The organism is Nonlabens sp. SCSIO 43208 (genome assembly GCF_050703575.1).
In the GTDB taxonomy this organism is placed as follows: Bacteria; Bacteroidota; Bacteroidia; order Flavobacteriales; family Flavobacteriaceae; genus Nonlabens; species Nonlabens tegetincola.
Genome location: NZ_CP065365.1, coordinates 422,481 through 437,652 on the forward strand (window position 1 = coordinate 422,481; position 15,172 = coordinate 437,652).

Consider the following 15,172-nt stretch of genomic DNA (forward strand, 5'->3'; position numbering starts at 1 on the left):
TAAGTTTTGTACGCTTTCGCGAAAGCGTACTAACTCTACTCACTACTTACCATTAAATTCATTCATAGCATTAGACAATCCTGCATGAATAAAAGCCAAAGCAGCATTTGAAGCTTTGTCAATACGTTCTGGTAAAGCTGCTTGTTCTTCCTTATTCCATTCTCCCAACACATAATCAACCTGTCGACCTTTACCAAATTGGGCCGATATACCGAATCGAAGCCTAGGGTAATTAGGAGTATTCAACGTAATTTGAACATCCTTGAGACCGTTATGACCACCATCACTACCTTTTCCCTTCATGCGTATTGTCCCGAACTCCAGATTAAGATCGTCTGTAATAATTAGGATATTCTCTTTTTCTATTTTTTCCTGTTTCATGTAATATTTCACCGCCTTACCACTCAAATTCATAAAGGTATTAGGTTTAAGGAGCACCACTTTCTTTCCTTTATGTGTAGTAGTTGCTACATCGCCTAACTTTAGAGTCTCAAAGGTAACATCTTTCATAGCAGCAAGTTCGTCTAGTATCTTGAAACCTATATTATGTCGTGTTTCTGTATATTTTGAACCTGGATTTCCTAATCCTACAACTAGAAATTTTTTCATATCACTTTCATGAGTTTTTACTTTATCACCTAGTAATTTTTGCAACCATGTAAACATCTTTCAAAGCTATAAAAACGAGACGATCTTTTTGTTATAAGTTTATAAAATGCTGGCACAAAAAAAGCCTTGAGAACTCTCAAGGCTTGTAATTTAGGTTTAAGAAAATTTATGCATCTTCCTTAACTGCTGCCACATCGCTAGTTTCAGTAGCTGGCACATCTTCATCATCATCATCATCGTCATCTGCAACAGCATTACGAGATGTTTTAACCATTACAACAACCATTGTATCTGGGTGCATAATTTCATAAGAATCAGAACGCAATTCCTTAACCTGTCTCTTCATACCAATTTTAAGGTCTGATATTTCTACATTAATGTAGTCAGGTAAGTTTGCAGGTACTGCTTTAACTCTAAGCTTACGGTTAGGGAATTTAAGTACACCTCCGTTAAGCACACCACGTGAATTACCGTGAAGTTTCACAGGAATTTCCATAGTCACTGCTTTATCATCAAAGATTTGATAGAAATCAGCATGTAATAATAATTCTTTTACTGGGTGCCATTGTAAATCTTGAGCAATAGCATTGTAAGTACCGTCTTTTCCTAGATCTATCACTACAGTGTGAGCATCTGGAGTATAAACAAGGTTTCTGAACGCATTTTCGTGCGCTGCAAAGTGTACTGGCTCGTCTCCTCCGTAGATGACACAAGGAACCATACCAGCATTACGTAGGGCTTTAGTTGCCTTTTTACCCACGCTTTCTCTTTTAGATCCGTTGATCGTGATTGACTTCATTTATTTAAATTTAAATTAATTTACATTATAAAATTATCGCTGATGGACTCATTTTGTTGCACGCTTTTCATCACAGTCGCAAACAGTCCTGCACAGGATAATACTTTTATTTTAGAACTCTCCTGTCTTAAAGGAATAGAATCGGTTACAATTAACTCTTCTAATTGAGAATTCTCAATTCTCTCATAGGCTTTACCAGAAAGAATTGCATGAGTACAAATAGCTCTTACACTTTTTGCACCGCGCTCCATCATTACATCAGCAGCTTTAGTTAATGTCCCGGCAGTATCTACCATATCATCAACTAGTACCACATTCTTACCTGTCACGTCTCCAATTAACTCCATGTGAGAAATCACATTGGCTTTTTGACGTTGTTTATAACAAACTACCACATCACTTTCTAGAGTTTTGGCATAAGCATAAGCTCTTTTAGAACCACCCATATCAGGTGAAGCGATAGTAAGATCCTCTAAAGCTAACTCCTTCAAATGAGGAACAAATAAAGAGCTCGCAAAAAGATGATCTACTGGTTTTTCAAAGAAACCTTGAATTTGATCAGCATGTAAATCCATGGTAATGATTCTTGTTGCACCTGCTGTCTCAAGCACTTTAGCAATCATTTTTGCTCCTATTGGAACACGTGGTTTATCCTTTCGATCTTGTCTAGCCCATCCAAAATATGGAATTACCGCTGTGATGTGTCTTGCACTTGCTCTTTTTGCAGCATCTAGCATCAATAACATTTCCATAAGGTTATCGCTACTAGGCTGTGTGGAACCTATTATAAAGATGCGACGACCTCTTATAGATTCTTCAAAGCTAGGTTGAAACTCACCATCACTAAAGGTAGAGAAGTTAACCTGACCTAACTCGGCACCATATGCCGTAGCAATTCTTTTGGCAAGGTCCATACTTTGCCTACAGCCGAATAATTTTGCGTCCTTAAGTGCGTAGCTCATTTCTCTAGTCTTTATAGGATGTTGGTTTTGAGCGTGCAAAAGTACAATTATATATTGAGTTGTCCATATTTATTAATAATAATATCGCTACAATGATTACTTTTATTACTTTTGCGCTCTCTACTTATTGCCTCAGTGGTGGAATTGGTAGACACGTTGGATTCAAAATCCAATGCTTCACGGCGTGCCGGTTCGATTCCGGCCTGAGGTACAAAAGCCCATCCTTAAGGTTGGGCTTTTATTTTACAATAAATTTTAGTGTTTAAAGTTGACTATACATTAAGGAACACTTATACAGGTATAAATGTTAAGTTAATGTCATTTTTTACGATTGTTAGCCCTTTGCTTGTATAATCTGTTTGAGATATTATATATTTACCTCCTTAACTTGAAAATTCAAATAAATCAATATCTAAAAATGAAACGATCACTTTCAATTTTACTCGTTGCGGTTATGATGATGCTAGGTATGGCAAACACTTCAACTGCTGCTACAACAACTACTACTAATGCTGCGATTACTACAATTGTTACGCAAAATGCTGAACCTGTAGAAAAGGTAAGCTTTCACCAAGAGCTTAAAAAGCGATTCATAGAAGGTGGTCCTGTGTTTATGGCGATTGTATTACTTTGTCTTATCTTAGGTCTAGCTATCGCTATTGAAAGAATTATTTATCTTAATCTTTCCACAACAAACTCTAAGAAACTAGCTGCAAACGTAGAAGACGCGCTTAAAAGTGGTGGTGTTGAAGCTGCTAAGGAAGTTTGTAGAAACACAAAAGGTCCAGTTGCTTCTATCTACTACCAAGGTTTAGACCGTGTAGATGAAGGTATAGACGCTGCAGAAAAAGCTGTAGTTGCTTATGGTGGTGTTCAAATGGGCCAATTAGAAAAAAATGTTTCTTGGGTATCTCTATTCATCGCACTAGCACCGATGCTTGGTTTCATGGGTACAGTAATCGGGATGATCAAATCTTTCGATAGTATCGCAGAAGCAGGTGCTATGGAGCCATCACTAGTTGCAACAGGTATTAAAGTTGCACTTCTTACAACTGTATTTGGTCTGATTGTTGCTATTATTCTTCAAATCTTTTACAACTACATCATTGCTAAAATCGATAGTATTGTAAATGACATGGAAGATGCATCAATTACATTGATAGACATCTTGTCTGACTACAAAAACGGTAAACTTTAATAGTAGAATCTTAAAAAACTAAAACCATGGCATTACATAAAGTAATAAAATATCTTGTACTCTTGCTAGGTTTAGTGGCTTTTGGATTCTTTTTCTACACCCTTGCTGTGGGTGATGAGGCTATTGAACTTAATGAGAACGGAGTTCAAAGCTCTACAGTAACACCAATGATGTATCTATCTTATATCATTTTAGGAATAATCATATTATCTGTAGTAGTATTTGTACTTAAAGGACTATTTACAAGTCCAGAAACTCTTAAAAAGAGTTTGATCTCAATAGGTCTACTCGTAGTAGTAGTTCTAATTTCTTATTTTGCATTTGCTGATAATTCAGTAGTAAACGCACAAGGAGAAGCTATCATGTTAGACGACGGTGAGCAGTTAACTGCGAGCACCTCACAATGGATCGGAACATCTTTATATGTATTCTACATACTAGCAATAGTTGCTGTAGGTACTATCGTTTGGTCTGGAGTGAGTAAAGTTTTAAAAAGATAAATTATGGCTAGAAGATCAGCACCAGAAGTGAATGCAGGTTCCATGGCTGATATAGCGTTTTTGCTACTTATCTTCTTCCTAGTTACAACAACTATTGAAGTTGATAGTGGTATCAAACGTAAGTTACCGCCACCTGCGCCAGAAGAGCAAGAAGCTCCACCAATTAAGGAAAAAAATATCTTCCAAGTACTGGTTAATAAAAACGACCAGCTACTAGTAGAAGAGAAACCTATGGAAGTTAAAGATTTAACTAAAGCTGCTATAGAATTCCTAGATAATGGTGGTGGAGACACACCTAGAACTGCTTGTGGATACTGTCAAGGTAAAAAGGATCCAGCATCATCTGATAATCCAGATAAGGCTGTGATTTCACTTGTAAATGATAGACAAGCTAGCTACAGTATGTACATCACTGTAATGGATCAATTAGTAAAGGCTTACACAACACTTAGAAATCGTGAAGCTAATAGACTATATGGTGTATCTTACGAAGAGCTAAAAGCAGAAAAGGATGGTTGGCCAGAAACAGAAAAGGAAGATAATCCTGACTATGAAAAACTGGTTGAGAAAATCGAAAAAGTAGAAGAGTTGTTCCCTGGTAAATTATCAGAAGCAGAACCTCAAAAAGCAGGATAATTATGTCAAAGTTTAAAAAGAAAAAGAGTGGTGATTTACCAGCGATTTCTACGGCTTCCCTGCCAGATATCGTATTTATGCTTTTATTCTTTTTCATGGTTGCTACGGTAATGCGTGAAAATGAATTAAGCGTTGAAAATAATCTTCCACTTGCAGGTGAAGTAGAAAAGTTATCCGACAAAAACAAAGTAGCTTTCATTTACATTGGAAAACCTAACGAAAAAATGCAAAAGCAATTTGGTACTAACGATGTAGTACAACTAGGTGATAAAATCTCAAGTGTTAAACAAGTTCAAGACTACGTTAACACTAAGAGAAATAAAATGAATGAAGACGAAAAGGATGAATTTTTGGTTTCACTTAAAGTAGATAGAAACTCTAAAGTTGGTATTCTTACTGATGTTAAACAAGAACTTAGAGATGCCTATGCACTCAAGGTTAATTACACTTCTAAAGAAGGTAATTCAATGAAAAACATTAAGAAGTAAACTTCACTTTAATACAAGTTAAAAGCCAGTCCCTAGGGACTGGCTTTTTTTGTTTTATTGCATTTCATACAATTGCCTGATAATCAGTGGCACGACCTTTGATTTTGGTTATGAGAGTACTTACGAATTATAACTAAGCTTTATCAACTTATTGCTTCGTAATTCTCATTAATGTTAACCTTAAATTTTATCAAAATGGCAAAACGAAATGCACCAGAAGTGAATGCAGGCTCAATGGCAGATATAGCATTCCTGTTACTTATCTTCTTTCTAGTAACAACAACCATTGAAACAGACACCGGAATCTTAAGAAAGTTATCTAAACCTAACGACACACCTGCGGTTAGTATTCCTGAAAGAAACATTTATCAAGTAATAGTAACATCGGACAATCAAATAATGGTTGAAGGATCGCCAATGGAGATAGAAGACATCACAACAAGCGCTATTGCCTTTTTAGACAATGGTGGTGGATCTGGAAATAAAACCTGTAATTATTGTCAAGGAGAACGAAATCCAGAATCCTCTGACAATCCAGATAAGGCAGTGATCTCACTGGTAAGTGACCGACAAACCGATTACAAGACCTATTTGACAGTTACTGATCAACTTATCAAAGCATATAACCATTTACGAGACAGAGAGGCTCTAAGACTTTTTAACACGAGCTACAAAGCATTGAAGCTAGAACGTCAAAATTGGCCGCAAAACGATTTAAACTCACCAGAATTTCTCGAATTGAAAAGAAAAATTGAACTGGTTGAAGATCTCTTTCCAGGAAAGCTATCGGAGGCTGAACCTGTAAAAATTGAATAATCTCAAATCAATAACTATATGGCTAATATGTGACTTTAATATATTGTATAATCTTGCATTGTCAAATAATTACAATTTTATAGTCACATATTTTCTTTTACTATTAGTAACTTGCTTACGGCAAAAAAAACCTTATGAGAACATACTCGCTTTTACTAATTATCTTTCTTGTTAGTTATATCTCTTTTGGACAGGATACCACTGTTCAAACACAAGAATTTGAGAAAATACCAGAAAGCGTAAATGATTCATTGTATAGAGAAGATCAAATATATGTAGGACTAACTTTTAATCTAATCAATAATGAACCCGATGAGTTTTCTCAAAATGGATTTTCAGGTGGTTTACATTTAGGGTTTATTAGAGACATGCCAATTAATAAAAAAAGAAATATTGCCATAGGTATAGGTTTAGGATACAGCACAAATAGATATAATTCCAACTTATTTATTAATACCGATGAAAGCGGTAAAACAACCTATCAGATTATTGATGACGACATTGATGTAGATCGCAATCGTTTACACACCAATCTAATTGAGATGCCCATACAATTTAGATGGCGTACTTCTACTCCTACAGAATATACCTTTTGGCGTATCTACTCTGGTGTAAGACTAGGGTATATCTTTCATCACAAATCCGACTTTCAAGGCGATGGAGTTACAAGAGTTTTAAAAGACATTCCAGAACTAGAAAAATTTAGATTTGCTGCAACTTTAAGCATCGGTAATGGAAGTTTTAACGCTTTTGTGATGTATAACCTAAATCCATTATTTAATGAAAACGCACAAATAAATAACGATTCTATCAATCTTCAACCGATAAAATTTGGAATAGAATTTTACATTCTATAATACGTATTAAACCCCAATATAAATTTGAGTAATCAAACCGGTCAAAAAGCCAAATATTATTTCGTGATTAGAATGTGCTTTTAAATATAATCGTGCAGACGCTGTAAACCCAGCTATTATACTTATACCAGCTATTAAATACAACAACGGTAGATTCATTGTGAATAAAAGAACAAACACAAAACCTAGCAATCCGCCTATTCCCATCATATGCAAACTTATTTTATACCTCATAAAAGAGAGAACTGCTGCGATAAATGAAGCAACTACAATCCCGATAAAGAAATAATACAAGGGTGTGTGAAATCCATCTCTAAAGCCGCCACGTGCTACGATCACAATCAATATCGTATAACAAATAAGTGGCCAGGTGCGTTCCTTTGATGTTTTTAAATCTATAGATTGAACTATACCAAGTATCTTTAATATTACATAAATCAACAACGGGATAATAATGGTAAGCAATCCTATCAAATACAACTTGACATCAACTTGCTGATCATTATCATAGGTATTATAACTAAGAAACCAAAACGACACAACAAAAGGAATCCATATAGGATTTGTCACGACGCTCCATATCTTAAAAAAGCGCTCCTGCATTAGATCTCTTTACGCAATCTTGCTACGGGAATATCTAGCTGCTCACGATACTTAGCTACCGTTCTTCTGGCTATAGGATAACCTTTTTCCTTAAGAATCTCAGCTAGTTTTTGATCTGTAAGAGGTTTTTTCTTATCCTCTTCATTAATTACAGTTTCTAGTATTTTCTTTATTTCCCTAGTAGAAACCTCTTCTCCGTCTGTATTAGTCATGGATTCCGAGAAAAATTCCTTGATCAACTTTGTTCCATAAGGTGTGTCCACATACTTTGAATTTGCTACACGGCTCACGGTAGAAACGTCCATACCAATTTCATCGGCGATGTCCTTTAAAATCATAGGACGTAAGTTACGTTCATCACCTGTAAGGAAATATTCTTTTTGATAATGCATAATGCTAGACATCGTTACAAACAGTGTTTCTTGTCGTTGCTTTATTGCCTCAATGAACCACTTTGCACTATCAAGCTTTTGTTTTATGAACATCACAGCGTCCTTTTGAGACTTAGTCTTCTCCTTTGCCTCTTTATAACCTTTAAGCATGTTAGAGTAGTCTCTAGACACGTGTAGCTCTGGAGCATTACGACCATTTAGAGTAAGTTCTAACTCGCCGTCTTTAATTCTAATTGTAAAATCTGGAACAACTTGCTCTACGATTTTTGTACTGCCACCAGCGTATGAGCCTCCAGGTTTTGGGTTTAAATGCTCTATTTCTTCAATAGCATCACGCAATTCTTCCTCACTTACGTTGTATTTAGAAAGTAATTTTTTATAATGCTTCTTACTGAAAGCGTCAAAACTGTCTCTAATCAATTTAATTGCAAGCTCAGTATCTGGGGAATTACGCTTTCGCGAAAGCTGAATCAATAAACACTCCTGCAAACTACGTGCTCCTACTCCAGCAGGATCTAGCTGTTGTACGATACGCAACACTTTTTCTACCTCATCCACATCGGTGTAAACGTTCATGGTAAAGGCTAGGTCATCTGCAATATCCTCCAATGACCTACGTATGTAACCGCTACCATCTATGCTACCTACTAAAAATTGCGCGATACTAGCTTCTTGATCGGATAATCGCCTGGTATTAAGCTGATCAAGAAGGGTTTGAGTAAATGATTTTCCTGCTGCATAAGGAACACTTTTCTCGTCCTCATCCGCACTATAGTTATTAGATTGCGTACGATATTCTGGTATCTCGTCGTCGCTTAAATATTCATCAACATTGATATCTGCCTCGATGGTTTCATTATCTTGATCAAAATCATCGTTAGTAAGTGAGTCATACTCATCTTCTGATTTTTCCTTACCACTATCAAGCGCTGGATTTTCCTCAAGTTCAGATTTAACTCGTTGTTCAAATGCCTGTGTAGGCAGTTGAATCAATTTCATGAGTTGAATTTGCTGCGGAGACAGCTTTTGAGAAAGTTTAAAATTGAGTGTTTGCTTAAGCATTTACAAATATTCTTACTTGTAAAAATAAAAAAAGCCTGTGTGATCACAGGCTTAAGTTTGATTTTTGTGAATTATTTAGTTAGAATTCAGCATTTCCTGGTGTGCGAGGATAAGGAATTACGTCACGTACATTACCCATTCCTGTAACAAACATTACCAATCGTTCAAATCCTAATCCAAATCCGCTATGTACTACACTACCGAATTTTCTCATCTCTAGATACCACCAAAGTTCCTCTTCTGGAATTCCCATGTCATCCATTTTTTGTTTAAGAACGTCATAACGCTCTTCACGTTGAGAACCACCAACAATTTCACCAATTCCAGGGAATAAGATATCCATGGCGCGCACAGTTTTATGATCATCATTTAACCTCATATAAAAGGCTTTAATTTTTGCTGGATAATCAAAAAGAATCACGGGACACTTAAAATGTTTTTCAACTAGATAACGTTCATGTTCCGATTGAAGATCTGCTCCCCATTCTTCTATGACATAGTTGAACTTTTTCTTCTTATTAGGCTTAGAGTTTTTAAGTATATCTATCGCCTCGGTATAAGAAACTCGTTTAAAGTTGTTTTTTAAAACAAACTCTAACTTTTCACGTAACGGCATAGGACTACGTTCTGCTTGAGGCTTGAGCTTATCTTCATTAACCAATCGTTGCTCTAGAAATTCTAAATCATCGGCGCATTGTTCAATGGTATACTTAATTACTTCTTTAATAAAATCCTCGGCAAGATCCATGTTTGCATCTAGATCATTAAACGCTACTTCAGGTTCAATCATCCAAAATTCGGCTAAATGTCGAGATGTATTTGAATTTTCTGCTCTAAAGGTAGGTCCAAAGGTATATACTTGACCTAATCCCATGGCATAAGTTTCTGCTTCTAACTGTCCTGAAACAGTTAAGTTGGTTTCTTTACCAAAAAAATCTTTTGAGTAATCTATTTCCCCTTCTTTTGTAAGCGGAGGATTTTTTGTATCTAAGGTAGAAATGCGAAACATTTCTCCAGCTCCTTCAGCATCACTACCAGTAATGATTGGTGTATGAGCTTGATAAAATCCTTTTTCTTGGAAATATTTATGGATAGCAAAAGATAAGGCCGCTCTTACACGCATTACTGCTCCAAAGGTATTAGTACGCACGCGTAAGTGAGCTTGTTCTCTTAGTGTATCCAATTTATGCCTTTTAGGAGACAAAATTGTTTTTGCTACTTCTTCAGAATCTGCGGTTGCAAGAATCTCTACCGAATTAGCTTGTAGTTCTACACGTTGTCCTTTTCCTTCACTTTCGACTAAATTACCTGTAACTGCCACGGCAGATGCTACTGTAATTTGATCTCTTACAGCTTGATCTATTTTTTCAGGATCTATTACTGCTTGCAAATTCTTTATGGTCGAACCGTCATTAATCGCTATAAATCTATCGTTTCTAAAACTGCGCACCCATCCTTTAACGGTAATTTCAACCATACTAGGATCGTCCTTTAAAATATCTACTATTCTTTTCATTTCTAGGAATAACTTGAATGGCAAATATAGATTTTATGCACTCTATGAACAATAATTGCTGCAACGAATTACACTAGAGATACGCGTCCTATTCTTCTTCGTCAGATTTTGGTGCGATAATAGGAATGGCTGGTTTTTTAAATGTACGTTCATTTGCAATGCTGCGTTCTAGTGATAACAACATACTAGGCAACAACAAAAGATTGGACAACATAGCAAATAACAAGGTTGCACTTACCAAAGCTCCTAGTGCAACTGTGCCTCCAAAACTTGATATGGTAAATGTAGAAAATCCAAAAAACAAAACGATACTAGTATAAAACATACTAACTCCAGTTTCTTTTAAGGCACTATAAACAGACTTCTTAATTTTCCAATTATTTGCCATAAGCTCTTGCCTATACTTAGCTAAGAAGTGAATAGTATCATCAACAGAAATTCCAAAGGCTATTGAAAAAACCAAGATTGTTGAAGCTTTTATGGGCACACCTATGAAACCCATTAATCCAGCAGTCATTAACAAAGGAAGTAAGTTAGGTACAATCGAAACAAAAATCATCCTAAGCGACTTAAACATAAATGCGATAAACAACGCTATTAATAAAATGGCTAAGGATAATGACAAAATCAAATTATTAATTAAGTAATTGGTTCCTTTTTGAAATACAAGCGCTTTACCCGTTAAGGTAATTTCATAATCTTCAACAGGAAAAAGGGTTTCAAGTTTTGCTCTTAAATTTTCTTCTACATACTCAAGACGTTCAGTAGGCATATCTTTCATGAAAGTTGTCACGCGTGCGTATTGACCTGTACTATCCACATAACTTTTCATCAAACCTACTTCTCCATTACTATTCTTGAGAAATTTAGCCATAAATAAACGTTCATTGCTTGTTGGCAGATCAAAGAACTCGGGATCACCTTGATAGAAAGCCTGTTTTGCAAACTTAATTAATGAAATTACCGACATTGGTCTGGACAACTCGGGTGTTTCAATGATATGCTCTTCTAACTTGTCAATCTTTTTAAGCGTTTTTGGTTTATTAACACCTTTCTTTTTCTTGGTATTGATGACAATTTCAACAGGCATGACACCATCAAAACTTTCTTCAAAAAATTTAATATCCTTGTAAAAGCCCATGCTTTTAGGCATATCCTCAATTAAACTTCCAGAAACTCTAATTTGATACATCCCAATGAAGCTGAGAATAAGGACAACAACGCTGGTAATATAAATAGCGATTCTATAGTTCTTCACCATAACACCTAACCAATTGGCAAAACTGTTGATCCACGTTTTTCCTAAATGCTTAAGATGTTTTTCCTTAGGCAACGGTAAATAGCTATAAATGATAGGAATAATCATCAAGCTTAAAACGAATATGGTAACGATACAGATACTTGCTACAATACCAAATTCTTTAAGCAATTTACTTTGCGTAAAAATAAAAGTTGCAAATCCACTTGCAGTGGTAAGGTTAGTCATTAAAGTAGCATTACCTACCTTAGTAATGACTCGTTGTAAAGAGAGAGCTTGATTACCGTGTTTCCTGATTTCCTGCTGGTATTTATTGATTAAGAATATGCAATTAGGTATCCCAATTACAATAATTAAAGGAGGAATGATAGCTGTGAGTACAGTGATCTCAAATCGAAATAGACCCAAAAATCCAAATGCCCACATCACTCCTATTATTACGGTGACAATAGATATAAAAGTTGCGCGCCACGATCTGAAAAAGAAAAAGAATAACCCAGAGGTTATAAGCAATGCTGCTAACAAAAACATACCTATTTCATCAACAATATTTTGTGCATTTAAGGTACGTATGTAAGGCATTCCTGATGTTCTAACATCTAGTCCATTATTTCTATAAGAATCTATTAAAGGAACTAATTCATTAAGAACAAACTCTTTTCGAGTGATTGTATTTACAATGTCTTTCTTTAAATAAACAGCGGTACGTATTACACTATCCTTTTCACTATAAATTAAATTTTTGTAAAACGGTAAATCGGTAAATAGCTTTTTCTTAAAAGTGGCATAGTCTGCCTCGCTTTTTAATTTTGTAGGCAGTAATTCGTTTACTTTAAAACTAGAACTAGGTTCATCTAATTCAAGAACAGGTAAGTTACTGGTAGATAAAACGAAGTCGATTTCCTCAAATTTTGAAATACTATCTGCCAGTTGGTTCCAAGCATTTAATTTCTCGTAAGTATTAAGAGTCTCTTGGGTAGCTCCAAGAATAATTAAATTCCCTTCTTCACCAAATTGTTTAATAAACTCATCATACTCAATATTCACTGGATGATCATCAGGAAGCAAATTAGCCTCAGTATGAGAAAACTTCATGTATTTCCACTGAGTTCCTAGGGCAATTGTTGCAAGAACAATAAGTCCGAGAATCACCTCACGATTGCGCAGTATTAATCGCGCTAAACTATTCCAAAAGCTGAAACTAAATAATTTATGCATAGGTCTTTACCGATGGGCTGCAAAGGTAAATCTTATACACGTGATAATCCTTATTTCAAGTGTAAACTATTCTAAAGGCTACAATTCTAAATAAAAGGTAAATTTTAACGCAAGATTGTCCTCAATATCAGGCAAATGATAAGCCCCATAGCGGTAAGAAAAGCTTAATCCAAATCCGAAAAGGAGTTTATTTAATTCAACACCACTTTCAAAATAACCGTGTTCTAGAGTGTCAAACCCAATTCCTATATGCTCTTCAGTATTGTTCATACTACCTAAGGCTGCCCTAGTAATAAAGGCAACCTCAGGCTTTAAAAACGATGCAATGTTAAGTGCAGGGAACCTATGCTTTACTTGTGCTGTGATCAATCTATCAGAAAAGAACTCATTGAAATACATGGTTTCAAAACTGCGCCTACCTGCAACTGAAAACCTTTGCAATAATTCATCTTTTGTAGGTGAGTTAGGGTAAGCATGATAAAGATGGGTAAGAGGAATATCGCCACGGCCGTAGTGACCTTCTACTTGCAATTCAGTAAAAGAATTGTCCTTCCAAGGTTGAAAATATACTGCTTTGGCAGACAACTTTCCGTAATTAAAGTTTGATCCATACAATCCTTTTATTCCTTGTGTGTATTGAGCACTTAATATTGGATAACCTCGGGTTATTTCTTGATAACCGCTAGGAGTAAGCATAAAGGTGCTTACTGGACTATACCTCGCACCTATAACCACTTCAGATAAGGTATAGTTAGTAAAACTATTATCCCTAGGCCTGAATTCATAAAATGTTGTTTGAGTAATTCGCTTTCGCGAAAGCGAGATCTCACTTATCAACGAAGGGAATAATCGCTGTTGTAGTGAGGCTCCTACACTATTGTATTTAAAGAAGGTTGGAATATTGATTAGTCTAGGTTCAAAAAGACTATAAACACGTGCATCAGTCAAGAATTTTTCGGCACCTATTTCAGCAATATCCTCACTTTTATATAGGTTGAGCCATGTGTTTTTTTCTTCGTCAATTCTAAAACCTGCGCTTATTTTATACTTGAATCGATCATCCTTAGTACCGTAGGCCACGTAACCACTTAACCTCCATTTTTCACTTAATTTCTCATTAGTTTGACCACCAACTCCCAATCTAAACGCCTCGTAATCATTGTATTTTACTAGATACTTTAAATCAATATCAAAAAATCCTACTGGATAATAGCCCACCTTAAACTTATCAAGTGTTTCTAGTTTTCTATTAATCTTGGTCGCGGTAACCACACTATCCAAGTTTGTAAATTGAGCTAGTTGTGTTGTTGTATAGGCCTCTTTTGAATCTCGATATTCATCCCAATATGATTCTGGCCGACCTATTGCCTCGTCAGGGATTTCAGTAAGAATACCTTTCTTTCCAAAATCTACAGGTATATTTAATTCATAATTGAAGTAATCCACTTCTAGAATCATATACAAATCTTGTCCTGTTTGATTCTCGGAAGGAGATTCGTTACCTACCTCTAGCCTACCACCAAAAAGCTCCAATTCCTTTTTAGTTTTCTGCTTTTTTACATACAAAGATCTTTTTAAAGGAACCCAAACTCCGGCTTTTGTATTGTAGGTAAAGCTATGAAGAGTCTCTATATTGAGTTCTCCTGGTGTATCAATTTCAAAGAGAACAACATCATAATTAACAGCATCTATGTAAACGGTACCTTCTAATAAATTAGGAATTTCTGCAAGAGGTTGTGGTTTAAAATTTACTTTATAGACAGTTCTGTTCTCTATTACGGAATCTTTTTCGATTTGATAATCGTAGAATTGAGTTCTTGAAGAATGCAATGGATTTTTAAATCGTTGATCAAGTATTATATAATCCTTTTGATTTAAAAACTGGGATTGAAATATGATAGTATATACAGGATATACAGGTTTTTCAAAACCTGGCATTTGAGCTGCTGTTACTACCTCTTTATATCCTTTTATTGAATCGTATACATGCAGGATGGTACGCTCTGAAAAAAGTACTTGCGTTTTTTTTAAAGTCTTACGTAATTCGGTTTTTTTATAACCTGGACCTGTTAAAGCCTCTGGATCACCAGTTATTTTAAAATTCTCATAAGACTCATAGCTAAAGCTATTTACTTGATTAAGCAGTTCGTTTTGCGATAATCTTTCGGCTGCCTTTTGAATGATAAAAGGTGTAGACTCTTGGGCCATCATTATGAATGGCAAGAAAAAGAAGAACAAAAAACTGTTTCTCATAGCAA

General features: G+C 35.5%; 14 protein-coding genes and 1 tRNA gene. 7 read left to right on the top strand and 8 right to left on the bottom strand.

What is annotated here, in order from left to right; translation table 11 throughout:
• Window positions 1–42: 42 nt before the first annotated feature.
• The 3 genes from pth to I5168_RS02170 form a co-directional block, all read right to left on the bottom strand.
• Window positions 43–666 carry an aminoacyl-tRNA hydrolase gene (gene pth, locus I5168_RS02160; RefSeq protein WP_042276086.1) on the bottom strand — a complete coding sequence of 208 codons (624 nt, stop codon included), beginning with the start codon at window positions 664–666 and terminating at the stop codon, window positions 43–45.
• Window positions 667–775: 109 nt separating this feature from the next.
• Window positions 776–1,408 (bottom strand): 50S ribosomal protein L25/general stress protein Ctc, encoded by a 633-nt coding sequence (locus I5168_RS02165; protein ID WP_042276087.1) that lies wholly within the window; start codon window positions 1,406–1,408, stop codon window positions 776–778.
• A gap of 20 nt (window positions 1,409–1,428) precedes the next feature.
• Window positions 1,429–2,370 (bottom strand): ribose-phosphate pyrophosphokinase, encoded by a 942-nt coding sequence (locus I5168_RS02170; RefSeq protein WP_042277238.1) that lies wholly within the window; start codon window positions 2,368–2,370, stop codon window positions 1,429–1,431.
• Between the two features lie 129 nt (window positions 2,371–2,499).
• Here I5168_RS02170 and I5168_RS02175 point away from each other — a divergent pair.
• The 7 genes from I5168_RS02175 (at window position 2,500) to I5168_RS02205 (ending at window position 6,865) form a co-directional block, all read left to right on the top strand.
• Window positions 2,500–2,581, top strand: a tRNA-Leu gene (locus I5168_RS02175).
• Between the two features lie 207 nt (window positions 2,582–2,788).
• On the top strand, window positions 2,789–3,568 hold the full coding sequence (locus I5168_RS02180) for a MotA/TolQ/ExbB proton channel family protein (RefSeq protein ID WP_042277240.1): 780 nt from the start codon (window positions 2,789–2,791) through the stop codon (window positions 3,566–3,568).
• A 26-nt stretch (window positions 3,569–3,594) separates the two neighbouring features.
• Window positions 3,595–4,068 carry a hypothetical protein gene (locus tag I5168_RS02185; RefSeq protein WP_042276090.1) on the top strand — a complete coding sequence of 158 codons (474 nt, stop codon included), beginning with the start codon at window positions 3,595–3,597 and terminating at the stop codon, window positions 4,066–4,068.
• 3 nt (window positions 4,069–4,071) lie between these two features.
• Window positions 4,072–4,704 carry an ExbD/TolR family protein gene (locus tag I5168_RS02190; RefSeq protein WP_042276092.1) on the top strand — a complete coding sequence of 211 codons (633 nt, stop codon included), beginning with the start codon at window positions 4,072–4,074 and terminating at the stop codon, window positions 4,702–4,704.
• Between the two features lie 2 nt (window positions 4,705–4,706).
• Window positions 4,707–5,192 carry an ExbD/TolR family protein gene (locus I5168_RS02195; RefSeq protein WP_042276095.1) on the top strand — a complete coding sequence of 162 codons (486 nt, stop codon included), beginning with the start codon at window positions 4,707–4,709 and terminating at the stop codon, window positions 5,190–5,192.
• A 195-nt stretch (window positions 5,193–5,387) separates the two neighbouring features.
• Window positions 5,388–6,008 carry an ExbD/TolR family protein gene (locus I5168_RS02200; RefSeq protein ID WP_105018564.1) on the top strand — a complete coding sequence of 207 codons (621 nt, stop codon included), beginning with the start codon at window positions 5,388–5,390 and terminating at the stop codon, window positions 6,006–6,008.
• Window positions 6,009–6,142: 134 nt separating this feature from the next.
• Entirely contained in the window at window positions 6,143–6,865 is a 723-nt protein-coding gene (locus tag I5168_RS02205; protein ID WP_431472304.1) for a porin family protein, read from the top strand.
• Between the two features lie 6 nt (window positions 6,866–6,871).
• Here the strand turns inward: I5168_RS02205 and I5168_RS02210 are convergent, their stop codons facing one another.
• The 5 genes from I5168_RS02210 to I5168_RS02230 form a co-directional block, all read right to left on the bottom strand.
• Complete coding sequence (locus I5168_RS02210; RefSeq protein WP_431472305.1) at window positions 6,872–7,468, bottom strand: hypothetical protein; 597 nt, start codon at window positions 7,466–7,468, stop codon at window positions 6,872–6,874.
• Window positions 7,468–8,922 (bottom strand): RNA polymerase factor sigma-54, encoded by a 1,455-nt coding sequence (rpoN, locus tag I5168_RS02215; RefSeq protein ID WP_042276098.1) that lies wholly within the window; start codon window positions 8,920–8,922, stop codon window positions 7,468–7,470. The genes I5168_RS02210 and rpoN overlap by 1 nt, the downstream gene beginning before the upstream one ends.
• 79 nt (window positions 8,923–9,001) lie before the next feature.
• Window positions 9,002–10,438 carry an asparagine--tRNA ligase gene (gene asnS / locus I5168_RS02220; protein ID WP_431472306.1) on the bottom strand — a complete coding sequence of 479 codons (1,437 nt, stop codon included), beginning with the start codon at window positions 10,436–10,438 and terminating at the stop codon, window positions 9,002–9,004.
• An 88-nt stretch (window positions 10,439–10,526) separates the two neighbouring features.
• Entirely contained in the window at window positions 10,527–12,914 is a 2,388-nt protein-coding gene (locus I5168_RS02225) for an efflux RND transporter permease subunit (RefSeq protein ID WP_105018229.1), read from the bottom strand.
• A gap of 78 nt (window positions 12,915–12,992) precedes the next feature.
• Window positions 12,993–15,167, bottom strand: a complete 2,175-nt coding sequence (locus I5168_RS02230) for a DUF5686 family protein (RefSeq protein ID WP_431472307.1) — start codon at window positions 15,165–15,167, stop codon at window positions 12,993–12,995.
• Window positions 15,168–15,172: the final 5 nt, after the last annotated feature.